The 22,946-nt window shown below is 61.9% G+C and carries 27 protein-coding genes; all 27 read left to right on the top strand.

The features are described 5' to 3' along the window. Position 1 precedes the first annotated feature (1 nt). Positions 2 to 328 carry a GPW/gp25 family protein gene (locus GV819_RS20795; protein WP_161757931.1) on the top strand — a complete coding sequence of 109 codons (327 nt, stop codon included), beginning with the start codon at positions 2 to 4 and terminating at the stop codon, positions 326 to 328. Then, entirely contained in the window at positions 325 to 1,206 is an 882-nt protein-coding gene (locus tag GV819_RS20790) for a baseplate assembly protein (protein WP_161757930.1), read from the top strand. The genes GV819_RS20795 and GV819_RS20790 overlap by 4 nt, the downstream gene beginning before the upstream one ends. Before the next feature lies 1 nt (position 1,207). Then, positions 1,208 to 1,813 carry a phage tail protein I gene (locus tag GV819_RS20785; RefSeq protein ID WP_161757929.1) on the top strand — a complete coding sequence of 202 codons (606 nt, stop codon included), beginning with the start codon at positions 1,208 to 1,210 and terminating at the stop codon, positions 1,811 to 1,813. Next, positions 1,810 to 3,036: a phage tail protein gene (locus tag GV819_RS20780; protein ID WP_161757928.1), complete on the top strand. Its 1,227-nt coding sequence runs from the start codon at positions 1,810 to 1,812 to the stop codon at positions 3,034 to 3,036. The genes GV819_RS20785 and GV819_RS20780 overlap by 4 nt, the downstream gene beginning before the upstream one ends. Beyond that, positions 3,036 to 3,806 (top strand): hypothetical protein, encoded by a 771-nt coding sequence (locus GV819_RS20775; RefSeq protein WP_161757927.1) that lies wholly within the window; start codon positions 3,036 to 3,038, stop codon positions 3,804 to 3,806. The genes GV819_RS20780 and GV819_RS20775 overlap by 1 nt, the downstream gene beginning before the upstream one ends. Further along, the gene (locus GV819_RS20770; protein WP_368668925.1) at positions 3,803 to 4,255 is read left to right on the top strand and encodes a phage tail assembly chaperone; all 453 of its coding nucleotides are present in this window, start codon (positions 3,803 to 3,805) and stop codon (positions 4,253 to 4,255) included. The genes GV819_RS20775 and GV819_RS20770 overlap by 4 nt, the downstream gene beginning before the upstream one ends. A 101-nt stretch (positions 4,256 to 4,356) precedes the next feature. Next, the gene (locus GV819_RS20765; protein ID WP_161757926.1) at positions 4,357 to 5,523 is read left to right on the top strand and encodes a phage tail sheath subtilisin-like domain-containing protein; all 1,167 of its coding nucleotides are present in this window, start codon (positions 4,357 to 4,359) and stop codon (positions 5,521 to 5,523) included. A gap of 12 nt (positions 5,524 to 5,535) precedes the next feature. Further along, on the top strand, positions 5,536 to 6,045 hold the full coding sequence (locus GV819_RS20760; protein ID WP_161757925.1) for a phage major tail tube protein: 510 nt from the start codon (positions 5,536 to 5,538) through the stop codon (positions 6,043 to 6,045). A 12-nt stretch (positions 6,046 to 6,057) separates the two neighbouring features. Then, positions 6,058 to 6,363 (top strand): phage tail assembly protein, encoded by a 306-nt coding sequence (locus GV819_RS20755; protein ID WP_161757924.1) that lies wholly within the window; start codon positions 6,058 to 6,060, stop codon positions 6,361 to 6,363. A gap of 141 nt (positions 6,364 to 6,504) precedes the next feature. Next, positions 6,505 to 9,060 carry a phage tail tape measure protein gene (locus tag GV819_RS20750; protein WP_161757923.1) on the top strand — a complete coding sequence of 852 codons (2,556 nt, stop codon included), beginning with the start codon at positions 6,505 to 6,507 and terminating at the stop codon, positions 9,058 to 9,060. Between the two features lie 9 nt (positions 9,061 to 9,069). Next, complete coding sequence (locus GV819_RS20745; protein WP_161757922.1) at positions 9,070 to 9,915, top strand: phage tail protein; 846 nt, start codon at positions 9,070 to 9,072, stop codon at positions 9,913 to 9,915. After that, on the top strand, positions 9,890 to 10,096 hold the full coding sequence (locus GV819_RS20740; protein ID WP_161757921.1) for a tail protein X: 207 nt from the start codon (positions 9,890 to 9,892) through the stop codon (positions 10,094 to 10,096). The genes GV819_RS20745 and GV819_RS20740 overlap by 26 nt, the downstream gene beginning before the upstream one ends. 61 nt (positions 10,097 to 10,157) lie before the next feature. Beyond that, on the top strand, positions 10,158 to 11,201 hold the full coding sequence (locus tag GV819_RS20735; RefSeq protein WP_161757920.1) for a phage late control D family protein: 1,044 nt from the start codon (positions 10,158 to 10,160) through the stop codon (positions 11,199 to 11,201). Positions 11,202 to 11,308: 107 nt separating this feature from the next. Beyond that, positions 11,309 to 12,460: a glycosyl hydrolase family 18 protein gene (locus tag GV819_RS20730; RefSeq protein ID WP_161757919.1), complete on the top strand. Its 1,152-nt coding sequence runs from the start codon at positions 11,309 to 11,311 to the stop codon at positions 12,458 to 12,460. Between the two features lie 298 nt (positions 12,461 to 12,758). Beyond that, complete coding sequence (locus GV819_RS20725) at positions 12,759 to 13,340, top strand: phage tail terminator protein (protein ID WP_161757918.1); 582 nt, start codon at positions 12,759 to 12,761, stop codon at positions 13,338 to 13,340. Beyond that, positions 13,337 to 13,519 carry a DUF2635 domain-containing protein gene (locus tag GV819_RS20720; RefSeq protein ID WP_161757917.1) on the top strand — a complete coding sequence of 61 codons (183 nt, stop codon included), beginning with the start codon at positions 13,337 to 13,339 and terminating at the stop codon, positions 13,517 to 13,519. The genes GV819_RS20725 and GV819_RS20720 overlap by 4 nt, the downstream gene beginning before the upstream one ends. Further along, positions 13,519 to 15,015, top strand: coding sequence for a phage tail sheath subtilisin-like domain-containing protein (locus GV819_RS20715; RefSeq protein WP_161757916.1), 1,497 nt, complete (start codon positions 13,519 to 13,521; stop codon positions 15,013 to 15,015). The genes GV819_RS20720 and GV819_RS20715 overlap by 1 nt, the downstream gene beginning before the upstream one ends. A gap of 66 nt (positions 15,016 to 15,081) precedes the next feature. Beyond that, the gene (locus tag GV819_RS20710) at positions 15,082 to 15,429 is read left to right on the top strand and encodes a phage tail tube protein (RefSeq protein ID WP_161757915.1); all 348 of its coding nucleotides are present in this window, start codon (positions 15,082 to 15,084) and stop codon (positions 15,427 to 15,429) included. After that, positions 15,426 to 15,722: a phage tail assembly protein gene (locus GV819_RS20705; RefSeq protein WP_161757914.1), complete on the top strand. Its 297-nt coding sequence runs from the start codon at positions 15,426 to 15,428 to the stop codon at positions 15,720 to 15,722. The genes GV819_RS20710 and GV819_RS20705 overlap by 4 nt, the downstream gene beginning before the upstream one ends. A 130-nt stretch (positions 15,723 to 15,852) precedes the next feature. Further along, the gene (locus GV819_RS20700) at positions 15,853 to 17,454 is read left to right on the top strand and encodes a phage tail tape measure protein (protein ID WP_161757913.1); all 1,602 of its coding nucleotides are present in this window, start codon (positions 15,853 to 15,855) and stop codon (positions 17,452 to 17,454) included. Next, the gene (locus tag GV819_RS20695; protein ID WP_161757912.1) at positions 17,447 to 18,691 is read left to right on the top strand and encodes a DNA circularization protein; all 1,245 of its coding nucleotides are present in this window, start codon (positions 17,447 to 17,449) and stop codon (positions 18,689 to 18,691) included. Before GV819_RS20700 ends, GV819_RS20695 begins: the two co-directional genes overlap by 8 nt. Positions 18,692 to 18,694: 3 nt before the next feature. Continuing rightward, positions 18,695 to 19,735, top strand: coding sequence for a phage baseplate assembly protein (locus tag GV819_RS20690; protein ID WP_161757911.1), 1,041 nt, complete (start codon positions 18,695 to 18,697; stop codon positions 19,733 to 19,735). 108 nt (positions 19,736 to 19,843) lie between these two features. Continuing rightward, positions 19,844 to 20,395, top strand: coding sequence for a phage baseplate assembly protein V (locus GV819_RS20685; RefSeq protein WP_161757910.1), 552 nt, complete (start codon positions 19,844 to 19,846; stop codon positions 20,393 to 20,395). Between the two features lie 2 nt (positions 20,396 to 20,397). Then, positions 20,398 to 20,796, top strand: a complete 399-nt coding sequence (locus GV819_RS20680) for a phage GP46 family protein (protein ID WP_053149330.1) — start codon at positions 20,398 to 20,400, stop codon at positions 20,794 to 20,796. Continuing rightward, positions 20,786 to 21,826 carry a baseplate J/gp47 family protein gene (locus GV819_RS20675; RefSeq protein WP_161757909.1) on the top strand — a complete coding sequence of 347 codons (1,041 nt, stop codon included), beginning with the start codon at positions 20,786 to 20,788 and terminating at the stop codon, positions 21,824 to 21,826. Before GV819_RS20680 ends, GV819_RS20675 begins: the two co-directional genes overlap by 11 nt. Beyond that, a complete protein-coding gene (locus GV819_RS20670; protein WP_161757908.1) occupies positions 21,814 to 22,413 on the top strand; it encodes a YmfQ family protein in 600 nt (199 codons plus the stop codon). Before GV819_RS20675 ends, GV819_RS20670 begins: the two co-directional genes overlap by 13 nt. A 15-nt stretch (positions 22,414 to 22,428) precedes the next feature. Next, on the top strand, positions 22,429 to 22,946 hold a 518-nt coding region (locus tag GV819_RS20665), incomplete at its 3' end, for a phage tail protein (protein WP_368668924.1).

The raw sequence follows: 22,946 nt of genomic DNA, 5'->3' as shown, positions 1-22,946 counted from the left end.
GATGATCGGAATGGATCGCCGTACCGGCCTGTCGCTGTCCGGCATCGAGCATGTGCGGCAGTCCATCGAGGACATCCTGACTACCCCTCTGGGCAGCCGGCGGATGCGCCCGGAGTACGGCAGCAACCTGCGCCGCTACGTTGACTTGCCGGTGACCGGAGGGTGGAAAAGTGCCGTGCAGGCCGAAGTGGCCCGGGCGCTGTTGCGCTGGGAGCCACGGCTGAAGCTGGAGCAGGTGCGAGTGGTAGCGGTGGTGGCTGGCCAGGTCAACTTTCAGCTGACCGGCCAGTACCTGGGCAATAGCGCGGTTTTGGAGGTGACGGCATGAGTACGTTGGACTTGTCGGCGCTGCCGGCGCCGCAGGTGCTTGAGACCCTGGATTTTGAGGAGCTGTACCAAGGAAAACTAGCAATTTTTCGCCGGTACATGGGCGACAACTGGACGGCCAACCTGGAAAGTGACCCGGTTACCAAGCAACTGGAGTTGTCTGCCTACGGTGACATGCTGTTGCGGGCCAGGGTCAACGATGCGGCCAAGGCGCTGCTGTTGGCTCATGCCCAGGGCACGGATCTGGATCACCTGGCGGCCAACGTCAAACTGCAACGCCTGGTGATCCAGGCAGGTGATCCGCAGGCAGTACCGCCGGTGGAGGAGGTCAAGGAGGCGGACGACGCGTTGCGCGAGCGGATCCAGTTGGCCTACGAAGGGCTGACCACGGCGGGACCGCGTAACAGCTACATCCTGCATGCGCGCAATGCTTCGGCCCTCGTGGCGGATGCCGAAGCCGAAAGCCCGTCGCCGGCTCGCGTGACGGTCACGGTGTTGAGCCTTGAAGGAAATGGCACGGCCGGTCCTGAGTTGCTAGCGATTGTTACTGCAGCCCTCAACGATGAGGATGTTCGGCCGCTGGGGGATCGGGTCGCGGTGCAGAGTGCCCAGGTGCTGCCCTATCGCATCGATGCGGTGCTGCACATGAAGGGGCCAGGGCCGGAAAGTGATGCGGCCCTGGCCGAGGCCGAGCGCAAGCTCCTGGCCTGGATGAACCCTCGCAAACGCCTTGGGGTTGAGGTTGCCCGTTCGGCGATCGATGCTCAACTGCATGTTGCCGGGGTCGGTCGAGTCGAGTTGCCCGGCTGGCAGGACCTTGCCCCAACCAAGGCCCAGGCAGCGTATTGCACCGGTTACAGCATCACGCTGGGGAACTGAGATGAGCAGTCTACTGCCGATCAACAGCACGTCGCTGGAGCGCGCCCTTGAGGCGGCCAACGCCGGCGATACCGCGATCATGCTGCGCACCCTGTACAACCCGTCGACCTGCCCGGTGCATCTGCTACCGCAACTGGCCTGGGCCTGGTCGGTGGACCGCTGGGACCCGCGCTGGTCTGAAACGATCAAGCGCAACGCGATCCGGGCCTCGTACTTCATCCACGCACGCAAAGGCACCATCGGTGCGCTGCGTCGGGTAGTGGAACCACTGGGTTACCTGATCGAGGTGGTCGAGTGGTGGCAGACGGTTCCAGAAGGTGAGCCGGCCACCTTTGCCCTGAAGGTCGGTGTGCTGGATACCGGCATCACCGAAGAGATGTACCAGGAACTGACCCGGCTGATCGACGACGCCAGGCCCGTCAGCCGGCATATGACCAGCCTGGCCATTAGCCTGGAAGCCTCCGGGGTAATTGGTTACGGCGTCTATGTGAATCAGGGCGAAGTGATCGACGTTTACCCCCCGACACCCCGCGATATTGAAGTGACCGGCCGTTATAGCCAGGTCATGTGTATTGATGAAACAGACACCCTGGATGTGTACTCATGATTGATTCCAACAGTCAGTTCTTCGCCATCCTCACGGCGGTGGGCGAGGCGAAACAGGCCAATGCCACGGCCCTTGGCACTCCCTGGACCTTCAAGGAGATGGCGGTAGGGGATGCCAACGGCACCGACCCCATCCCGAACAAGGCCCAGACCAAACTGCTCAACGAATGGCGTCGCGCCCCTGTGAACCAGGTGCGCACCGACCCGGCCAACCCCAACATCATCATCACCGAGCAAGTGATTCCGCCCGATGTCGGTGGTCGCTGGATTCGTGAGATCGGTTTGTTCGATGCCGATGGCGATCTGGTGGCGGTGGCCAACTGCGCGCCGAGCTTCAAGCCCTTGCTGGCCCAGGGCACTGGCAAGACCCAGGTTATTCGCATGAACTTCATCGTGGCCAACACCGCGCAGATCGTGCTGAAGATTGATCCTGCGGTAGTGCTTGCTACTCGCCAGTATGTGGACGACTCCTTGGCTGCAGCACTTCCGCTGGATAAGGTGGCAGGTACTTATCGACAAGTCACGATAGATAAGCGAGGCATAGTTGTTAGTGGTATCAACCCAACAACTCTATCTGGCTATGGTATTACTGATACGTTTACCAAGGCGGAGACTCGTTCAGCCATAGAGTTTTCCAAGGACAGCATCGTCGCCTCGGCACCTGTTGCGTTCGACACGCTAAATAAGTTGGCGGGCGCGGTAGGTAATGATCCCAACTTTTCGACAACGATGACGAATGCGCTTGCCGGAAAAGCAGTCAAAGCAACCACTCTCGGCGGATATGGCATTACAGATGGGGCAACAAGGGCTGAGCTGACTAGCGCAATCAGCAAGTTGCTGCCCACCACTGGTGGACGGTTGACGGGGTCAGTATTACTGTCGAGTGACGATGTCGATTCGCCAGAGTTCGGCTGGGTGACGCCGAGCAGTGAAGCCCGCATGGATCTTTTTAATAACAACGTAAGGGTCTTTGCAGAACATGGCGGCGAAACATTAACACCGCTTCTTCTGAGCCTTCCAAATAAGACCGCAACCGTCTTTGGCAACTTGCTATGGAATGCTGCCAATTTCGACCCCACGCGCAAAGCAGATAAGGCGACCACGCTAGCGGGATATGGCATCACCGATGCACTGCCGGCTAACCGTTTTATTCATTCTCCAAGTCCCCCTAAACCAACTGACGGTTCGGTTGGCACGCTTTGGCTGCAATACGAGGAGCCTTAATGAACTTCCACGTGAAACTGGATGGAGGTTACCGCTCTGGCGTAATGCCCTATGTAAAAATGTCAGATGGTTGGCGAGAAGGGGCGGAGCTGTTCATCAAAACCGAAAGTGGGTGGCGCACGGTCTGGCGGCGGACCATAGTGTTTATCAACACAGTAGAGCGAGCCGGTGCGAGCATTTTTGACCTCATGGGCAAACCGACCAAGGCGCGAAATTACCTCTTTATCAACCGTGCAATGATCTACGGCAGTGGTGCGGGGTATTCATTGAGAACGGGTGTTTTTCCACCAGGCTCCACGCTAAAAATCATCAATGAACACTACATCCGTGGTGCCGGTGGTGCGGGTGCCTATCCCGCTCGACCCTTGCCAGGCGCCACAGCCTTTGTGCTTGATTACCCAGCAACGCTCGATAATCGCAATGGCTACATTTTCGGCGGTGGCGGTGGCGGTGGGGATGCCTACTGGCCCAATGTACTGCATACCGGCGGCGGTGGCGGCGCAGGACGTCCAGGCGGCGCAGGCGGCGGGATGTATCAAAACTCAACTTACGGATATGGCTATCCAACGGCAGGCGGTTTGGATGCTGGTGGGGCGGGTGGTTGGTATACAGCTGGATGGAGCGGCGGTGCAGGTGGCGCACCTGGTAGCCCAGGTGCAGCGTCGACCAATGCGCCTGGTGCTGGCGGCTACTCGATTGAGAAAAATGGCAACAACTTGATCTTTGAAGGGGGCAACAGCCCCGATCGAGTAAAGGGGAATATCTTGTGAGCGGATTTAAAGTTCTCTCGGTGTCGGCTACTGCTGGCACCATGCTTGTCGATTGGGGAAGTGTGACGTTAAACCACTACATCCCCCAAGAAATCTTAACCAACCCCGACATCGACCCGTTGGCATTAGCGAAAGTCATCGAGGGTATGCGGCCAGTTCCTTCTGTCACATTGCGGTTGCCTGATGCACTCCACGCAATGGTTGAACCTTTCAGCCATGGGGAGGATGAACGAATCTGGCGGGCAGCAGCGTTAGCTGCGGTTACATGGTTGCGCGATCGCCATCGTGACCAGCTTGAAATCAAAACGCCCACCACTCTTTTGGACAATCAGTTCAATGAACTGCTGATGTACATGCAATCGCTACGTGACTGGCCACAATCCCCGGACTTTCCACAAATCGAGCACCGTCCAGTGGCACCGTCCTGGATCGTCGAGCTAACCCCATAAACGCCCCGCACCGCCGGGGCGTTTTCTTTCCCGCTTCCCATTAACCAAGCATCCCTCACAGCCCCCTTCACCCGGGGCTTTTTCATGTCTGGAGTTTATCCATGAGTGGTTTTTTCCACGGCGTTACCGTCACCAACGTCGACACTGGCGCACGCACCATCTCGCTGCCGACGTCCTCGATCATCGGCCTGGTGGACACATTCACCGAGGCCCCGGCCTTCAGCGCCAAGGCCAATGACCTGCTGCTGATCACCAACGAGCGCGAGGCGATTGCCGCCTGGGGCCCGGATGCGGCCATCACCAAGGCTTGCCAGGCCATCTACCAACGAGCCAAGGCGGTGATTGTCGCTTGTGGCGTGGCCAAGGTGGCGGACACGGCAGAGCAGACCTCGGCGATCATCGGCGGCGTGCTGGCCAACGGTAAGCGCACCGGCCTGCAAGCGCTGCTGGACGGCAAGAGCCGTTTCAACGCTCAGCCGCGTTTGCTGGTGACCCCCAAGCACAGCTCGACCCTGGCGGTCGGCACCGCCCTGGTGGCCCTGGCCGACAAGCTGCGCGGCCTGGCGATCCTCGACGGCCCCAACACCACCGACGAAGCGGCCATGGCCTACGCCAAGAACTTCGGCGCCAAGCGCGCCTACATGGTCGATCCGGGTATTCAGCACTGGGACAACGGCGCCAGCGCCACCGTCGATGCGCCGGCCTCGGCTTGGGTCGCCGGTCTGTTCGCCTGGACCGACAACGAGTACGGCTTCTGGGCCTCGCCGTCGAACAAGGAGTTTGTCGGCATCACCGGCACCACGCGGCCGATCGAGTTCCTCGACGGCGATGAAACCTGCCGCGCCAACCTGCTGAACAACGCCAACATCACCACCGTCATTCGTGACGCCGGCTTCCGCCTGTGGGGCAACCGCACGCTGTCCAGCGATCCGAAGTGGGCCTTCGTCACCCGGGTGCGGACCATGGACATCGTCATGGACGCGATCCTCTACGGCCACAAATGGGCGGTGGACCGCTCGATCACCGCGACTTATGTCAAGGACGTCACCGAGGGCCTGCAAGCGTTCATGCGCGACCTGAAGAACCAGGGCGCGATCATCAACTTCGAGGTCTATGCCGACACCGAGCTCAACACCGCCAGCCAGCTGGAGCAGGGCAAGGTGTACTGGAACATCCGCTTCACCGACGTACCACCGGCCGAAAACCCGAACTTCCGGGTCGAGGTCACCAATCAATGGTTGACCGAAGTCCTCGAACAAACCGCTTAAGGAGCAGCAGCAATGGCAATGATTCCCGAAACCCTGGCGAACATGAACCTGTTCGTCGATGGCATCAGCTTTCAAGGCGACGTGCCGAGCCTGACCCTGCCCAAGTTGACCCTCAAGACCGAGGAACATCGTGTCGGCGGCATGGATGTGCCGGTGGAACTGGACATGGGCATGGAGAAACAAGAGGCCGGCTTCACCACCACCGGTGTGCGCCGCGAGTCGCTGAAAATGTTCGGCCTGGCCGACGGCAGCGGTTTCAGTGGTGTGTTCCGTGGCGCCTTCAAGGGCCTCAAGGGCAAGGTCACTCCAGTGATCGTGACCCTGCGTGGCCTGCTCAAGGAGGTCGACATGGGCGACTGGAAATCCGGCGACAAGGCCGAGGTCAAGCACAACGTGGCGCTGACCTACTACAAGCTGGAAGTCGACGGTCGCCTGATCTATGAGATCGACGCCCTGGGCATGAAGCGTGTGATCAACGGCGTCGACCAGCTCGCCGCTCAACGTTCGGCCCTCGGCCTGTAAGGAATCCCCCGCATGTCTCAAGCAATCAACACGATCCCGACCTGGATGACCCTGAGTGCGGAAAACGTCGTGATCAGCCTCAGCAAGCCGGTGGAGATGAATGGCGTGGTCTGCGACAAGGTCACCTTGCGTGCCCCCACCGTGCGCGATGTGCGTGCGGCCAATGCCGGGGCTGTTGGCGATGATGAGCAGCGCGAGCTGATGCTGTTTGCCAGCCTGGCGCAAATCAGCGCCAAGGACCTGGAGGGCATGGCGCTCAAGGACTACCAACGCCTGCAGGCTGGCTATTTTCGCCTGGTGCAAGACGACGAGCTTTGATCCTGCGGTGATGAAAATGGCGGCGAAGCGGCTCGCCAGCGAGCTGCATTTCGCCGCCGAGGAAATCATGACCATGAGGTTTTCCGACATGGTCTGGTGGCTCACGGACTGAGCCCGTCACCCAAGGAACAGGAGAAGCAGATGGCGAGCAAGCAGGTATCGGAGCTGGTGGTGATAGGTACTGCCCTCAGTTCGACGTGGGACGCCGCCTTCAAGACGGTGGAAGGCCGGATCAAGCAGCTGGAGGAGCAGGGCAGCAAGGCCAGGGTGCTGGAAAAGACCATTGGCCAGACCCTGCGCCTGCAGGATGAATGGAAAAAGGCCCGTGACACCGGCGCTGCTTCCGCCGCCGGGCTGTTGCGCCGATTGGAAGAGAGTCGGGACGGGCTGCGCCAGCAGGGTGTGCAGGTGCATAAACTGCGTCAGGAATATCAGGCGCTGGGTAATGTGGCCCGGGGTTCGGCTCTGCAGGCCCGGGGGCTGCAGCAGATCGGCCAGGGCAAGGCCGACTTCAAGGCGGCTTATGGCTTGGCCAAGGCCGGTATCGGCAAGCTGGCCGTTCCGGTCAAGGTCAGTGCCGACTATCAGGCGTTGATCCGCGACATCGCGATCAAGGCCGGTGTGGCCAACCAGCCTCAGGAAGCGCAGTTGAGCCGAACCGTCATTCAGACTACACGTGACACGGGAATGGCCCGCAACGAGGTGGCCGCGCTGGTGGGCCAGATGACTGCCAACGGCATGTCGCTGGACAAGGCGCAAGGTTACGCCTCGTTGGCAGCCAGGTTCGCGGTGGGCCAGGGCGCGGGTGTTGAAGACACGGCGAACCTGATGCGGGCCCTTGAGCTGAAGGCCGGGATCAGCGATCCCAAGGTCATGGAGAAGGCTCTGGAGGCCATTGCGCTGCAGGGGCAGGCGGGCAATTTCGAGGCCGCCGACATGGCGCGCCTGCTCCCGGCACTGCTCAAGAGCGCGGGCGGGGAGGGGCTCACCGGTATGGATGCGGTGAGCCAGTTGGGGGCGATGCTGCAAGTACAGATGAGCACCGCTGGCAGTGCAGATGAGGCCGCCAGCCAACTGCAGAGCTGGATAGGGAAAATCGGTTCCAGTGAGGCAGTCAAAGCCTACGAGGATGCCGGCATTGATTATCAGGCTTCGCTGAACACCGGTATCCAGAAGGGCATGTCGAGCCTGGAGGCGAGCTTTGCCCTGGCCATGCGTTATGTCAGGGCCATCGACCCGGCCAAGGCCGCGAAGATGGCCGAGGCCCAGGCGCAGATCAGCAAGGAAACCGACCCGGCGAAGGCCAAGGCCATGCTTGAGGCTCTGGAAGAGTCCCTGCGCACCGGTGACCTGTTCACCGATATGCAGATCAAGGCGGCCTTGCTCGCTCACACCCAGGGCCGGCAGCAGTACGAGCAAGTGAAGAAGGATTCGTTGAGTGCTTCGGGGGTTATCGACAAGAACCTGGCCGAGCGTCGGCAAGCCTCCGCGCAGTTGTGGAAGGAAACCGAGCAGGCAGTCGACGGTGGCATGCTTGCCGTGGGGGAGGCCTTGCGCCCGGCCACGGATCTGGTGGCCCAAAGCATCACGGTGGTGGTCGGCAAGCTGACCGAGCTGGCGGAGAAGGCCCCGTCATTGGTGCAGGGGGTGACCGCCCTGGGCGCCGCTTATGTGGCGGTAAAAAAACTGATGGCCGTCTACACCATGGGCAAGGGCCTGCTGAATGTCTTGCGAGGTGGGTTGAAGATCGACCCCAAGGTGGCAAAGCGAGCGCCTGGCCGCAACGCGGGAGGCATCGACTGCTGTGAGTCCGTGGCCGACAGCACCATGGACAAAAAACGCCGCAAGGGCCGTGGCGGGCGCAGTGCGCCGAGGCGCAGGCCTCGTTCGAAAAGCTCAGGCGGCAAAGGGTTCAAGAGCCCTCTGATGCCCAGTGGCCTGGAGAAACTGGCCAGGGGAGCGGCCGCGCCAGGCGTGACCAGCAGCGCGATGAAAGGTGTCGGTTCCTTGGCCAAGGGGTTTGCACCATTGCTCAAGGGCGGCGCGTTCCTCTCAGTGCTCGGTGCTGGTATCCAGGTGGCAGACACCTTTCTGAATGCCAAGACCCAGGATGAAAAAGCCCAAGGCTATGGCGAGGCAGCGGGCAATCTGGCGGGTGCCGCAGCGGGTGCAGCAGCAGGTGCTGCCATTGGCTCCGTGGTCCCGGTGGTAGGTACGGTGATTGGTGGGCTGGTGGGTGGCGCCCTGGGCGCCTGGGGTGGTTCGGCTGCGGGGGGAGCCTTGGGTAAAAAGTTGTTCGGCTCCGACGAGTCGCTCAAGCAGCTGCCCGCAGCCGGTCCGCTGATGATGCGCAACGCCGGGCAGAACCTCCCGCCGGTCATGGGCGACATCGCCAAGTCCTTCCAGAAAGGCCAGACACCCCCGCTGATGGGGCAGGCTGTGCGTTCGATGGCCAGTCCATCGTCGTCCACCGCAGCGCCGGCCACGATCACCGCGCCGGAGTCGTTCAAATCCCAGGTACCACCGATGATCGAGCAGCAGTTCAGCTTCGCGCCCAACCTGTCGATCTCGGTCCAGGGCGATGTGCGCGACCCTGCGCAACTGGCTCGGGAACTGGAACCGCATCTGCGCTGGCAGTTCGATGAGTTCAGCCGCCAGGCTGCCGCTCGCCAGCTGTTCGACGCGGCACACGTTTAAGGAGAGGGCATGGCCTACATGGAACAGCTGCAATCGGGGCTTGGCTCCCTGGTGGCAGCAGCTGAGGCGGGGCGGCGCAGCGCCGATGAAATGCTGGGGCCCATGAACGGCGCCATCAGCGACATCAGCGGCGCCGCCCTGGAGCTGGAAAACCTGCCCTTTGTCGGGCCGGCGCTGGGCGCCAAGCTGCAACGCACGATGCGCAGCATCAGCTCCGCGCAGTCGGTGGTCGGTGAGGTGGCGGCCAAGTACAGCCAGGCCGTGACGGTGGCCGGGCAGGTCCAGCAGCGTCTTGGCGCGCTGCAGGAACAGGTCGCCAAGGCCGGCGCGGCGATCAATCGGATTGGTGGGCAAATCAGCCCATCCCTGGGCAACATTTTCCCCAGCGCGGCACTTGCCGACCAGGACACTCCGGCGGCCGAGGCGGTGAAGCCATTCCCGCACCTGCTGATCCTGCAGCCCCTGGGTGCCGGCGCGCAGCCTTACTACTTCAACCTCGATACTGCGGCCTTTGATGAGTTGCGCCGCCAGAGCGGGTTTCGCTGGGCGGGCCAGGAGCGTTTGACCCGCGGCGTTGCCCAGCAGGCAGTGGGCCTGGGTGAAGAAAGGATCTCGCTCAAGGGGGCGGTCTTTCCAGGATTCAAGGGCGGGCTGGGCCAGTTGCAGACGTTGCGCAGTATTGGCCGTCGCTTGCTGCCCCTGAGCCTGACCACGGGCTATGGCGAGGTGCTGGGTACTTGGTGTCTCACCAGTATCGATGAGGACCAGAGCCACCTGCTGGCGGGCGGCATTCCCCGCAAACAAGGCTTTTCACTGGAGTTTGTGAGCTATGGCAACGACCTGCAGAACCTCTGACGGTGATCTGCTCGACACCCTGTGTCATCAGTATTACGGGCACCTCAATGGCAGTGTCGAGGCGGTGCTGGACGCCAACCAGGGCCTGGCCGATGAGCCACAGCCGTTTCGCGCCGGGGTACTGATCCTGCTACCGGACCTGCCGATTCGTACAGAGGCGATGGTTCAGCTATGGGACTGACTTTGCCTCCAATCAACAGGCCCCGGCGCGTACAGGGGCTTCATTTTCTGGAGCACAGGTCATGACCCCAGTCTTTCGAATCCTTGCCGATGGTCGGGATATCACGGCGCAGATCAACGACCGGCTGCTGACACTGCGCACCTCGGACAAGCCCGGGATGGAATCGGACGAGTTTGAACTGCGTATCGATGACCGTGACTCGGCAGTAGCGCTGCCCAGTCGTGGCGCCAGCATTGAAATCTTCCTCGGCTACGCTGGCCAGCCGCTGACCCGGCTGGGACGCTACACGGTCGATGAAGTGGTGGTGAACGGGCCGCCGGACTCCATCGAGATCCGCGGCAAGGCCAGCGATATGCGCGGCAGCGGCAAGACTACCCGCAGTGGCAGTTGGGAGAACGTGGCGCTGGCGCAGATTGTCCGCGACCTGGCGGCACGCAACGGTTGGGCGCCCATCTGCCCAGTCGCCACCAAGGTGCCGCGGATCGATCAGCTCAATGAGTCCGACTTCAACTTCATCACCCGTCTGGCCCGGCAGTACGACTGCACCGCCAAGGTGGCCGAAGGCAAGTTGCTGGTCCTGCCTCGCCAGGCCGGGTTGAGTGCCAGTGGCAAGGCCCTGGGCGTCGTCACTCTCAGCCGCCGCGACGTCAGCCGTTATCAGTTCCGCCTGAGTGACACCAGCACCCACAAGGCGGTGCAGACCAAACATCAGGACAAGAAGAGCGGCAAGCTCAGGGTCATCGACCTGCGCAACAGCAACTCCCCGGACAGCGTACCGGCGGTGCACACCGAACGGCACCTGTACCCGAACAAGTCCGCCGCCGAGCAGGCGGCCAGTGCCCGTTTGGCCGCCTTCAACCGCAGCAACGCCAGCATCCGCCTGGAGATGCCGGGGCGCACCGACCTGTTCGCCGAGCGCCTGATCAATGCCCAGGGCTTCAAGGCCGGCCTGGATGGCGAATACCTGGTGGACTCGGTGGAGCAGATGTTCAACCCGTCCGGGTGGAGCACCACGGTCGAGTGCAACGGCGGCAAGCAAGGCAAAGCCAAGGCCAAGGCCAAGAAAAATACTGCAAAAAAACCGCTCAGAGTGGTGCCGCTTTAACTCATCAACGGCGTCCGCCGGCCACCTTCGCAAGATGCTCAATCGGATCGATCTTGATCCCTGACTCTGTTCCTTCCCAGCCATGCGGCAAGCCCGCAGGAGTATTCATGAACCCAGGTATCAGCATGCCGGCCTCGATGACAGGCATCCGGCATTTTTTCCATGCTTTGATCGCTAGCTGCACCCTGTTGCTGGCAACCGCAGTCCATGCCGGGCCCTTTGTCCTGGCCTACACCGATGGCCAGGTCGAAGCGTCCTACGGCAATCTGCAAGCCTTCTACCGCAACCTTTCCGCCGTCGGTCTGGGCAGCACTTACGGTCTGACGGTTACCGGCAAGTTGCACCAGGACGGGATGAACGAAACTACCGAAAACATCATTCGCTTTGCCAGGTCCAAGTCCTTGCCGCTGTATCCGACCGTCTCCGACTACAACGAAGGCATTGGTGATTTCGACCCGGCCATCTCCCACTCCATCGTCAACGACAAGACCTTGAGTGCCGACAGCATCAAGCAACTGGTGACGCTGGCCAAGGAGGGCGGTTTTGCCGGTATCAACCTGGACTTCGAAAAGGTCGAACCGAGGAATGCCAAGGCGTTTTCCGCCTATGTCAAAGCCCTGGGCAACGCCCTGCATGCCAGCAACAAGAAGCTGATCATCAGCATCCCGCCCAAATCCAGCGACCGCGAGCCCGAGTACCTGCAAGGCTACGACTACAAGGCCCTGGGCGCGGCGGTGGATTACTTCCAGGTCATGACCTACGACCAGGTCGGGCCGGGCTGGAGCAGCGGTGGTTTCCACAATGAAGTCTGGCCCGGCCCGGAGTCGGGTGCCGACTGGCAGCGGGCCCTGCTCAGCTATGCGGTTTCCCGAGTCCCGGCGAGCAAGGTCCTGGCCGGGCTGCCGGCTTACGGTCAGGACTACAGCATTGGCAACCGGGTGCACTGGTCGGCTTACCAGGAAGTGATTGCCGAACACCGCGCCGTCACTCATCTGGACGCCGTTTCCGCCACTCCGTACGCCACCTGGGGGCCGGTCAAAAACTTCGCCGATGGCGTGGAGTGGACACAGGAGCGCGCGCAACCGGTGCTCTGGTATGACGACGCCGCGAGCATCAAGACCAAGACCGCACTGGTGGCCAAGCTGGGCCTGGGCGGCACCAGCGTCTGGGCGGTGGGCTATGAAAATGCCGAGTTCTGGACGGCGCTGCAGTCCGGGCTCAAGGCCGGTAGTGAACTCTTGCCTGCGGGGCATGAGTGAGCCAGGCAGATGGCCCAGGCCTGAGCGCCGAAGGCGATTTTCCGAGGCATTTTGAAAGCCCCACGCCATAAATCTGCGGCAGCGATTCCAGGCCACTTTTCTGAAACCCGTCTCGACGGGTTTTTTCATGCCCCGGAGAAACCTATGACCACCGCTTCCCGCGGGGGTCAGTGCTGGAGCCTGGTCGCCCTGAATGGACACTGGACGGCACCCAGGTTTTCGTTCCTCAACGTCTGCACGAAGAGGCTGGCAGAAGCCTTGCCAATACCTTGGTGAATTCAGTTCCAGGAGTCTTGTGATGAAACTCACGACTGTTCTTGATCAGCTACAAGCTCAGTGCCCCAGCTTTACGGGGCGCATCGTTGTTGGCACTTATCCCGATTCTGCTTCAGGCGCTAGTGCATCAATGCCGATTGCCTATCTGGCGCCAATCAACGACCTGGCCACCGCCAGCGTCGGGCAAAACATCATTCGCCAGACCATCCGCGATCGTTTTGAAGTCGCCCTGGCACTTGGCGCCACTGACCCTACAAAAGCGCTGAATCCGTTGCACGACCTGCGCGCCGAAGTCTGGCGCGCCTTGGTCGGTTTCAAGCCCGGCGCCGAGTACAACCTAATCGAATACGACGGCGGCGAGCTGGTGTCCCTCGACGCCACCCGCCTGCTCTACCGCCTGCGCTTCTTCGCCGAGTTCCAGCTGGGACGCAACTTGCCCAGCCAGCCGGCGGAAACCTGGCATGAACGTGAACTCGACGGCTTGCCGTCCTTTACCGGGGTCACGGTGCGGGTCGATGCCATCGATCCGGCGGACCCCAATCTGCAACGCCCAGGGCCCGACGGGCGCCTGGAGCTGACTTTTTCAGGAGAGCTGAAGCAATGAGCAAACGCATCACTGTGCTGCCGGTCGCCGGCCGTGCCGTACCAGACCCAGAGGCCGGCGATCTGCTGCCCGCCTCCGGCCGTGAAGTGCCGGACAACACCTGGTGGCGCCGGCGTCTGGCCGATGGCGATATCACTAGCAAGGCCGTGAAAGCGGCGAAATCTCAAGGAGCCAAATAATGGCGATCGGTTTCAGCAATATCCCGGCGGACATCCGTGTTCCGCTGTTCTACGCCGAGATGGACAACTCGGCGGCCAATAGCGCGTCCTCGGCCATGCGCCGTCTGATCGTTGCCCAAGTCAATGACAAGCAGACCGGTGACGACCTCGGCAAGCTGGTGCTGGTGTCCAGCGTGGCCCTGGCCAAGAGCATTGGTGGCCAAGGTTCGATGCTCGCTTCGATGTACGAAACCTGGCGCAAGACCGACCCAGTGGGCGAAATCTGGTGCCTGCCGCTGCATAGCACCGAAGGCAGCGTGGCCAAGGCCGAGGTGAAAATCACCGGTAGCGCCAGCGAAAGTGGCCTGCTCAACCTGTATGTCGGCGGTGTGCGGGTGCAGGCGTCCATCGTCAGCGGCGCGACTGCCGCCCAGGCCGCCAGCGCCCTGGCCTTGAAGGTCAACGCGGCGGTGGATCTGCCAGTGACCGCCACCGCGGCCGAGGGCACTGTGACCCTGAACGCCAAATGGACCGGCGACAGTGGCAACGACATCAGCCTGCAGCTCAATCGCCTGGGCAAGAGCAATGGCGAGCAGACTCCGGCCGGCCTGACCCTGGTGGTCGGCAAGCTGGCCGGCGGCACCGGCGTGCCGGATCAGGTTGCGGCCCTGGCGGCCCTGGGCGACGAGCCTTTCGAGTTCATCTGCATGCCCTGGACCGACACTGCCAGCCTCAATGCCTGGCAAGCCGTCATGGATGACAGCACCGGTCGCTGGTCCTGGGCCAAGCAACTGTTCGGTCACGTCTACAGCGCCAAGCGTGGCACCGTCGGCACCCTGGTGGCGGCCGGTCAGGCACGCAACGATCAGCACATCACGATCCAGGCCCTGGAAACCGGCGTGCCGCAACCGGTCTGGGTCCAGGCCGCAGCCTTGGCTGCACGGACGTCGGTGTTCATCTCCGCCGACGCCAGCCGTCCGACCCAGAGCGGTAGCCTGCCGGGCGTTGATCCCGCTCCAGCCAGCGAGCGTTTCACGCTGACCGAACGTCAATCGCTGCTGAACTACGGCATCGCCACCGCCTACTACGAAGGCGGCTACCTGCGCATTCAACGGGCGATCACCACCTACCAGAAAAACGCCTACGGGCAGGCCGACAACTCCTACCTGGACAGCGAAACCATGCACCAGTCGGCGTTTATCGTGCGCCGCCTGCAAAGCGTGATCACCAGCAAGTACGGGCGCCACAAGCTGGCCGCCGATGGCACTCGCTTCGGCGCCGGCCAACCGATCGTCACCCCGAGCACCATTCGCGGTGAGCTGATCGCCCAGTACGCCAAGCTGGAGCTGGAAGGCCATGTGGAGAACGCTGAGCTGTTCGCCGAGCACCTGATCGTCGAGCGCGACGTGCAGGACCCGAGCCGGGTCAACGTGCTGTTCCCGCCGGACTACATCAACGGCCTGCGGGTGTTCGCGCTGCTCAACCAATTCCGCCTGCAGTACGACGCCGCGGCCTGAGCCGAACCAGCATCACTGCGCTTTTTCAGCCCGCCTTGAGCGGGCTTATTTTTTGGGAGAAACATCATGGGTCAACTGATTGCGGGCACCTGCTACGTCAAAGTGGACGGCGCTCAACTGACCATCAGCGGTGGCTGCGAAGCGCCGTTGATGGCCGTCAAACGAGAAACCGTGGTGCCGGGTTTCTACAAGGAAACCGACCTGACGCCGTCGTTTAAAGTGACGGCGCTGCACACCCCGGACTTTCCGCTCAAGCAGCTGATCGCCGGTTCCGACATGACCGTCACCTGCGAGTTCGCCAACGGCAAGGTCTACGTGCTGGCTGGCGCCTACCTGGTGGACGAGCCGGTGGCCAAGGGCGACGACGCCTCCATCGAGCTGAACTTCGAAGGGCAGAAGGGGACCTGGCAATGAGTAACCTGGTCAAGCTGCAGGTGCCCATCGAGGCCCACGGCGAGCCGCTGGCTGAACTCGCTCTGCGCCGCCCGACGGTGCAGGAAGTACGGGCGATCAAGGCGCTGCCGTACAAGATCGACAAGAGCGAAGAGGTCAGCCTCGACATGGATGTCGCGGCCAAGTACATCGCGGTCTGCGCCGGCATTCCACCGTCCTCGGTGAACCAGCTGGATCTGGCAGACCTCAACGCCCTGAGCTGGGCGGTGGCGAGTTTTTTCATGAGTGCGGCATCGCAGCCATCGCCGACCTGATCGCTGTCGCCTATGACCTGGCCTGGTTCTGGAAGGTCGACCCCGAACAGATGATGGCCAGGCCACTGGATGTGCTCCGGGAATCCCTGGAGCACGCGCAACGGATCAATGCGATGCAGCAGGTGCAGTGATGGCGAAGAAACAAAAAAAAGCCAACGTGAGTAAAAACCGGCAAGCCAGCAATCCGGTGGCGGAGGTCGCGACGGGGGTTGCTGTTGAGGCCAAGGCGCTGGACGGCGAATTGACAGGGGTGCGTCTGCAAGTCAGCAAATTCAGGGAGCAGATGGAGAGCAATGGTCTCGGCAACCTGAATTTTTCCTCCTTGGTGGCGGGTGCAGGGTTGCTCACTCCTTTCGTCAGTGGTGTTCAGGCGGCAATCAATGTCGAGAACGAGTTGGCGGTGATACACGCTCAGACCATGGGAGCGCTGGATGCTGAGGGTGCTGTGGGCAACACGGCGAAGAACCTCAAGCTGTTCGATGAGTCGGTCGAGAAAATCTCACAGAACCTGGGAGAGGTCTTGTTACCGACGGTCAACAATGTGGTGACGAAGTTGCAGCCAATGCTCACCTTCATTGGTGAGTTTGTGGCTAACAATCCAGGATTGGTGGAAGGACTGGCCGCAGCGGCAGTGGCGTTTACGGTGGTGACCGCTGCTGCTCTGGGCGCGGCCACAGTCTTCGGTGTACTGGCTTCGCCCTTAGGGATCGCCGCAGCAGTGATTGCGGTGGTCGCAGGGTTGATCGTGGCCAACTGGGACAGGATCAAGAGCGTGCTGAACTGGAGTCCACGCGAGGCCTTGGCCAAGGGGTGGGCTGCTATCGGAAGCTTTTTCTCTGAGTTGTGGAGCTCAATTAGCAATTATGCAGAGGTACAGTGGCTGCGCTTCAGGTCGATATTCGACTGGTCGCCGAAACCTCTGCTCAGTAGTTTGTGGGCAGGTGTGACGGACTTCTTCGCGAATCTCTGGCTGGCGATTATAGGGGCAGCTGCAAAGACTTGGGGTGGCATAAAACGGCTATTCAGTTGGAGCCCATTGACGTTGCTGATCAACAATTGGGATGCCGTCACGGGTTATTTCAGCGGTTGTTGGGAACGTATGAAAAGTGGCGCCCTGAGTTGGTTCCAGGATTTGAAAGCGGTGTTCGCCTGGAATCCTCTGGAGATGCTCAGTTCTGTCTGGAGTCCTCTAGAAAACTATCTTTCCGGTCTTGGGGGCTCACTTAGAAAATTGGCCTCAGAGATTTTGGCGCAGTTCAAATCTCTATTTGATTGGTCGCCTCTGGACATGGTGAGCGAGCTTTGGGATGGCCTTCCCGATTGGTTTGCCAAATGGGGGGAGCGGCTCCGCATTGTCATTGCCCCCATCAAGGAATTGCTCGGCAGCATCGGCAAGGTGATCACGTCGGCTTCCGAGGGTGTTCAGGGCTTCTTTGGCCTGGACTCATCCGCTTCTGAAGAAGCCCCCCGGCTTTCTGGCTTTTTCGGCCAAGGGAGGGATCAGTTCGGCGGTGTTTCACTGCTGTCCGGGAACTTGAGTCAGAGCTCTAGCTCCCTACTGCAACAAACCGCTGCCAACAACCGAACCCAGCTTGAAGGTGGCCTCACTGTGAGCTTTGCCAACGCTCCTGTGGGCTTGCGGGTGGATCAGGCCAAGACTAATCAGCCAGGCCTCAATGTGGACTCGACCATCGGCTATCGCTCACTTTCTCTAGGAGGTTCCTATGCCTGATTCCTGGCGTGATCGTTTGTTGCCGGCGTCTTTTCGTGGTGTTGCTTTCTGGGTCGACCAGGCGAAAACCCCGGTGGGCCAGAAAGGCCAGTTGCACGAGTACCCCCAGCGCGACCAGCCGTTTTTCGAAGGACTTGGCCAACAGGCAAAGATCCACGATCTGACGGCCTTCATCGTCGGCGCCGACTGCCTGGAGCAGCGTGACAAGCTGCTCAAGGCCCTGGAGGAGGGCCGTGGTGAGCTGGTTCACCCCTGGCTTGGGCGGATGCAGGTCAAGGTCGGTGAATGCGAGATGACCCAGAGCCGCCAGGATGGCGGCCTGGTGACCTTCAGCCTGAAGTTCTACCCGGACCAGCCGGTGCGCTTTCCAGCGGCGGTGGTCAACACTCAACAGCAGGTGCTGGTGGCCAGCGATACGTTGCTGGGCGCAGCAGTGCTGCGTTTTGAGTTCGCGACCAACCTGATCAAGCAGGCTCGCCTTGGCGTGGCGTCTTTGCGCCAGGGCCTGACGGAGGTGTATCAGGTCATCGAGCACGAGTTCAAACCGCTGATCGAGTTTTATGGCGACCTCAACACCCTGGTCAAGGCGGTCAAGGAAATACCCAAGGAGCTGAGCGCGGAGTTCAAGGGGTTGCTGGAGGATGTGCGCGGGCTTGAGGATTTTGCCCGCAGCGGCTATCGGCAGATGCTCGCCGATATTTCCCAACAAGTGGAGGCGGCCAGGCGCATCGATGCGCCGAAGCTGACCACCGGCAAGGACACCACGGCGGCGGCCGAGGCGGTGGCCAACCTGGTGCAGGATGCCTTGCTGGTGCAGATCGGCCGCTTGGTATCGGCCTTGCCGGTCGCCACGCCGGTGGTGAAGCTTACGAGCACGCCGCCCTTGACGCAGCAGGCCAGTCAGCCGGTGCAACGCCTGGAAGTGCCGGTGGCCGACGATGTGCTGGCCCTGCGTGATCAGCTCAACGAGCTGATCTGGCAAGCCTCGCTCAAGGCCGATGCGGTGCATTACCAGGCGCTCAACACCCTGCGCCAGCAAGTGCAGGGGCACCTGAATGCCGTGGCCTCGTCGGGAGTGCGCTTGATCAGCCTCAGCCCTAAAAGCAGCATGCCGGCGCTGGTCCTGGCTTATCAGCGGTTTGCCGATGCCACGCGGGTGGGTGAAGTGGTGCAGCGCAATCGAGTGGCCCACCCGGGCTTCTTGCCGCCGGCCGACCTGCAAATCGCTCGGGAGTGACCCATGGACGAACTGGCAAACATTGTCACCCTGACGGTGGACGGGCTGGATTACAGCGGCTGGAAAAGCGTCGAGATCAGCGCGGACCTGGAGCGTCAGTTCCGCACCTTCAACCTCAACATCACCTGGCAATGGCCAGGGCAGGATCAGCAAGTGCGGATCCGCCCCGGTGCGCGCTGCCAGGTGCGTATCGGTTGCGACCTGGTGCTCACCGGGCATGTCTACAAGGCGCCGATCAGTTACGACGGCAAGCAGATCAGCCTGAGTATCCAGGGCAGCTCGCTGACCCAGGATCTGGTGGATTGTGCGGCAATCAACCGGCCGAGCCAGTGGCGCCAGCAGGATGTGCTGAGCATCGTTCGAGCCCTGGCCGGTTCCTATGGGGTCGGGGTACGCAGTGAGATTGCCCCCACCAGCAAGCTGCACACCCACAGCATCGTGCCGGGGGAGACGGTGTTCGCCTCCATCGACCGTTTGCTGACCCTGTACAGGGTGTTCTCCACCGATGACGCCGACGGGTATCTGCTGTTGGCGGCGCCGGGCAGCGGCGGGCGGGCCAGCGACACACTGGAGCTGGGCAAGAACATCCTCTCGGCCAATGCCACGATGGATTTTTCCGCGGTGTTTTCCGAATACCGGGTGATTGGCCAGCACAAGGGCAGCAATCAGAGCAGCGGTGTCGCGGTCAGCGAAATTTCTGGCCAAGCCAACGATGCCAGGGTTTCGCGCAAGCGGGTGACGGTGATCAACGAAGCCGCGCAACTGAGTGCCGAACTGGCTCAGCAGCGGGCCGACTGGGAGTGCGGCACCCGCACCGGCAAGGCCCTGACCACCACCTACCAGGTGCAGGGCTGGCGCCAGAGCAATGGCGACTTGTGGAAGCACAACACCCTGGTGCGGGTGATCGATCCGGTGCTGGATTTCGACCGCGACATGCTGATCTCCAAGGTCACCTGGTCGCTGTCCGAGCAGGGCTCGATCACCACCTTGCAGGTGGCACCGCCGGACACCTTCGACGCCAACCCGACACCACCGAAAACCTGAAACCCGCGCCCACCCGTAGGAGCCGGCTTGTCGGCGAAGGCGTCCTGCCTGCAACCGCGCAAATCCGGTTCGCCGGCAAGCCGGCTCCTACACCCCAAGGAAACCAGCATGAGCCTACTGACACGCCTGTTGGCGCGAGGCACCGTGGTGCTCGCCAACTCGGCCAACAAACTGCAATCGCTGCAAATGCGCCTCACCGCCGGCGAGGTCAATGACGATATGGAGCACTTCGAGCCCTATGGTTTCACCAGCAACCCCCTGGCTGGCGCCGAGGGCATCGCGACCTTTCTCGGTGGTGACCGCTCCCACGCCGTGGTGCTGGTGGTGGCCGACCGGCGCTATCGCCTGCAAGCCCTGGCCGCCGGCGAGGTAGCGATCTACACCGACGAGGGCGACAAGATCCACTTCAAGCGCGGCAGGATCATCGACATCGACACCGCGACCCTGAATATCCGCGCCAGCAGCAGCGTCAATATCGACACGGCGGCCCTGAATGTCCGCGCCAGTAGCGGCGTCAGTATCGACACACCGACCCTGACCCAGAGCGGCAAGATTGTCTCCCAAGGAGATCAGATCGCCGCTGGCATCAGTCAGATCAATCACGTCCACAGCGGCGTGCAACCCGGCCCGGGGCAGACCGGCGTACCTGTGGGAGGTTAAGCATGTTCGCCACCTATGACCTGAAGAACGCCCTGACCCGGGCTGTGGAAATCAGCCTGTTCACCTGGCGCCGTGCCGCCGATGACGATGCCCTCGACGATGACCAGCGCTACGGCTGGTGGGGCGACAGCTTCCCCAGCGTCGCCGACGACCGCATCGGTTCGCGGTTGTGGCTGCTGCGCCGGGTCAAGCTGAGCCGACAGACTCAGCTCGACGCCGAATTCTATGCCCGCGAGGCCCTGCAATGGCTGATCGACGATGGCCACTGCAACGCCGTCGAGATCCTTAGCGAGCGCCTCGATGCCCAGCGCCTGAACCTGCGCACGGTACTGATCCTGGCCGACGGTGAGCGCCTGGACATCAACCCCATTCACAGTTGGCAGGTGACCTATGCCGTTTGAAACGCCTTCGCTGCCGGTGCTGATCAAGCGCACCCAAAGCGACCTGGCCAGCGATTCGCTGCGCCAGTCCGATGCCCAAGTGCTGGCCCGAACCCTGAGCGGCGCCGCCTTTGGCCTGTATGGCTACCTGGATTGGATCGCCGAGCAGATCCTCCCGGACAAGGCCGATGAGTCGACTCTGGAACGTATCGCCGCCTTGCGCCTGAACCAGCCACGCAAGACCGCCCAGGCGGCCAGTGGCAGCGTCAGCTTCAACGCAGCAGCCGGTGCGGTGCTGGACCTCGATACCCTGCTGCAGAGCAACGATGGTCGCAGCTACAAAGTGACTGCCGCCCGTACCACCCGCGCCGAGCTCAACAGCACCACGATCCAGGCGGTCGACGGCGGCGCCCTGGGCAATGCCGACGCCGGCTTGAGCCTGATTGCGGTGCAGCCGGTGCAAGGCATCAGCAATCCCTTCACCGTTCTGGCCCCGGGCCTGAGCGGTGGCGTGGCCGAAGAAAGCCTTGAGTCCCTGCGGGCCCGGGTGATCCGTTCATACCGGATCATTCCCCACGGCGGCTCGGCGGACGACTACGAAACCTGGGCCCTGGAATGCCCGGGGATCACCCGTGCCTGGTGTCGACGCAATTACCTGGGGCCGGGCACTGTGGGCCTGTTCGTCATGCGTGACGACGACCCGCAGCCGATCCCCAATGCTGAGCAACTGGCGCAGGTTCTGGCCCATATCGAAGCCCTGCGTCCGGTGACTGCCGAGGTGTATGTGCTGGCGCCGGTGATGCGGCCGGTGGCTTACAAACTTCGCCTGACTCCCGACACCAGCGCGGTACGTGCCGCGGTCGAGGACCAGTTGCGGGACCTGCACAGCCGCGAGGCCGGCCTTGGGGAAAGCTTGCTACTGAGCCACATCAGCGAGGCCATCAGCAGCGCCACCGGCGAGCACGATCACCGCTTGCTGGCGCCGCTGGCCGATGTACCGGCGAGCAACAACCAGTTGCTGGTGTTTGGAGGTTGCGAATGGCAGCAATAAGAAGCGCCGCGCAATACCAGGACCAGCTGCGCAGCCTGCTGCCCAGCGGCCCGGCCTGGGACCCGGAGCGGGTGCCAGAGCTTGAACGCGTGTTGCAGGGCGTATCCCAGGAACTGGCACGCATCGACGCCCGGGCCGTGGACCTGCAAAACGAAATGGACCCGGCCAACGTCAGCGAGCTGGTGACGGATTGGGAAAAGGTCATGGACCTGCCCGATCCCTGCCTGGGCCTGACTCCGTTATTCGAAGACCGGCGCCTGGCCGTGCGCCGACGCCTGTTGGCGGTGGGCAGCCAGCGCGCCGCCTACTTCGTCGAAATCGCCCGCAGCCAGGGTTATCCCAATGCCAGCGTCAGCGAACTGAGCACCCCGCGCATGGGGCGTTCACGCTTTGGCCACGCGCACTTTGGCACCTGGCGGGCGAACTTCATGTGGACCCTCAACACCGGCGGCCGCCTGCAACTGGGCCGGCGCTTCGGCGCGAGCTATTGGGGCGAACGTTTTGGCATGAACCCGGGGAGCGCTCTGGAATGCCTTATCCATCGCAGTACACCAGCGCATACCCAGGTGTATATCAACTATGACTAGAGAGGATTAGACAACGTGGATTATCCGAAGAGTGTTGCCAGCGTAGGGCTGGTGAACGGAAAGTTTGTCGATGAGAACCCGGTGACTGGGCAAGTCGGCTCGCTGATTTCCTCGGAATGGGGAAACGCGGTTACCGACGAAATGCTCAATGTGATTCGTGCAGGTGGCAAGGCGCCGGCCGAGGCCGAGCATGATCAGTTGCTGGCGGCGATCAAGGTGATCGTCCGTGATTCTATTCCGCCGGAAAAAATTCGCAGCACCTTGGCCGAGTATGGGATCACCGATGCCTATACCAAGTCGGTGACCTACACCAAGGCGGAGATCGAAGCGCTGCTGAAGAACATGTCGGCCTTGCCGGTGGGGGCCATGGTGCCGTTTCCCAAGGGCACGGTGCCGACGGGGTTCCTGGAGGTGGATGGCAGTGTGCAGAGCGCTGCGACCTATCCGGACCTGGCGGCTTATTTGGGGACGACCTTCAACACCGGGGGCGAGGGCGTGGGGAATTTCCGTCTGCCTGAGTCGCGGGGGGAGTT

Origin of the sequence: Pseudomonas sp. Fl5BN2 (genome assembly GCF_009908205.1) — a bacterium.
Lineage (GTDB): Bacteria > Pseudomonadota > Gammaproteobacteria > Pseudomonadales > Pseudomonadaceae > Aquipseudomonas.
This window is presented reverse-complemented; position numbering and strand designations above follow the sequence as displayed.

Excerpts from the sequence above, each read along its gene's own strand:
- GV819_RS20690 (WP_161757911.1), top strand. The coding sequence starts at position 18,695 with ATGGACGAACTGGCAAACATTGTCACCCTGACGGTGGACGGGCTGGAT.
- GV819_RS20715 (WP_161757916.1), top strand. The coding sequence starts at position 13,519 with ATGGCGATCGGTTTCAGCAATATCCCGGCGGACATCCGTGTTCCGCTG.
- GV819_RS20725 (WP_161757918.1), top strand. The coding sequence starts at position 12,759 with ATGAAACTCACGACTGTTCTTGATCAGCTACAAGCTCAGTGCCCCAGC.
- GV819_RS20675 (WP_161757909.1), top strand. The coding sequence starts at position 20,786 with ATGCCGTTTGAAACGCCTTCGCTGCCGGTGCTGATCAAGCGCACCCAA.
- GV819_RS20760 (WP_161757925.1), top strand. The coding sequence starts at position 5,536 with ATGGCAATGATTCCCGAAACCCTGGCGAACATGAACCTGTTCGTCGAT.
- GV819_RS20670 (WP_161757908.1), top strand. The coding sequence starts at position 21,814 with ATGGCAGCAATAAGAAGCGCCGCGCAATACCAGGACCAGCTGCGCAGC.
- GV819_RS20795 (WP_161757931.1), top strand. The coding sequence starts at position 2 with ATGATCGGAATGGATCGCCGTACCGGCCTGTCGCTGTCCGGCATCGAG.
- GV819_RS20775 (WP_161757927.1), top strand. The coding sequence starts at position 3,036 with ATGAACTTCCACGTGAAACTGGATGGAGGTTACCGCTCTGGCGTAATG.
- GV819_RS20685 (WP_161757910.1), top strand. The coding sequence starts at position 19,844 with ATGAGCCTACTGACACGCCTGTTGGCGCGAGGCACCGTGGTGCTCGCC.
- GV819_RS20705 (WP_161757914.1), top strand. The coding sequence starts at position 15,426 with ATGAGTAACCTGGTCAAGCTGCAGGTGCCCATCGAGGCCCACGGCGAG.
- GV819_RS20700 (WP_161757913.1), top strand. The coding sequence starts at position 15,853 with ATGGCGAAGAAACAAAAAAAAGCCAACGTGAGTAAAAACCGGCAAGCC.
- GV819_RS20780 (WP_161757928.1), top strand. The coding sequence starts at position 1,810 with ATGATTGATTCCAACAGTCAGTTCTTCGCCATCCTCACGGCGGTGGGC.
- GV819_RS20745 (WP_161757922.1), top strand. The coding sequence starts at position 9,070 with ATGGCCTACATGGAACAGCTGCAATCGGGGCTTGGCTCCCTGGTGGCA.
- GV819_RS20695 (WP_161757912.1), top strand. The coding sequence starts at position 17,447 with ATGCCTGATTCCTGGCGTGATCGTTTGTTGCCGGCGTCTTTTCGTGGT.
- GV819_RS20720 (WP_161757917.1), top strand. The coding sequence starts at position 13,337 with ATGAGCAAACGCATCACTGTGCTGCCGGTCGCCGGCCGTGCCGTACCA.
- GV819_RS20740 (WP_161757921.1), top strand. The coding sequence starts at position 9,890 with ATGGCAACGACCTGCAGAACCTCTGACGGTGATCTGCTCGACACCCTG.
- GV819_RS20785 (WP_161757929.1), top strand. The coding sequence starts at position 1,208 with ATGAGCAGTCTACTGCCGATCAACAGCACGTCGCTGGAGCGCGCCCTT.
- GV819_RS20730 (WP_161757919.1), top strand. The coding sequence starts at position 11,309 with ATGAACCCAGGTATCAGCATGCCGGCCTCGATGACAGGCATCCGGCAT.
- GV819_RS20790 (WP_161757930.1), top strand. The coding sequence starts at position 325 with ATGAGTACGTTGGACTTGTCGGCGCTGCCGGCGCCGCAGGTGCTTGAG.
- GV819_RS20680 (WP_053149330.1), top strand. The coding sequence starts at position 20,398 with ATGTTCGCCACCTATGACCTGAAGAACGCCCTGACCCGGGCTGTGGAA.
- GV819_RS20710 (WP_161757915.1), top strand. The coding sequence starts at position 15,082 with ATGGGTCAACTGATTGCGGGCACCTGCTACGTCAAAGTGGACGGCGCT.
- GV819_RS20765 (WP_161757926.1), top strand. The coding sequence starts at position 4,357 with ATGAGTGGTTTTTTCCACGGCGTTACCGTCACCAACGTCGACACTGGC.
- GV819_RS20750 (WP_161757923.1), top strand. The coding sequence starts at position 6,505 with ATGGCGAGCAAGCAGGTATCGGAGCTGGTGGTGATAGGTACTGCCCTC.
- GV819_RS20755 (WP_161757924.1), top strand. The coding sequence starts at position 6,058 with ATGTCTCAAGCAATCAACACGATCCCGACCTGGATGACCCTGAGTGCG.
- GV819_RS20735 (WP_161757920.1), top strand. The coding sequence starts at position 10,158 with ATGACCCCAGTCTTTCGAATCCTTGCCGATGGTCGGGATATCACGGCG.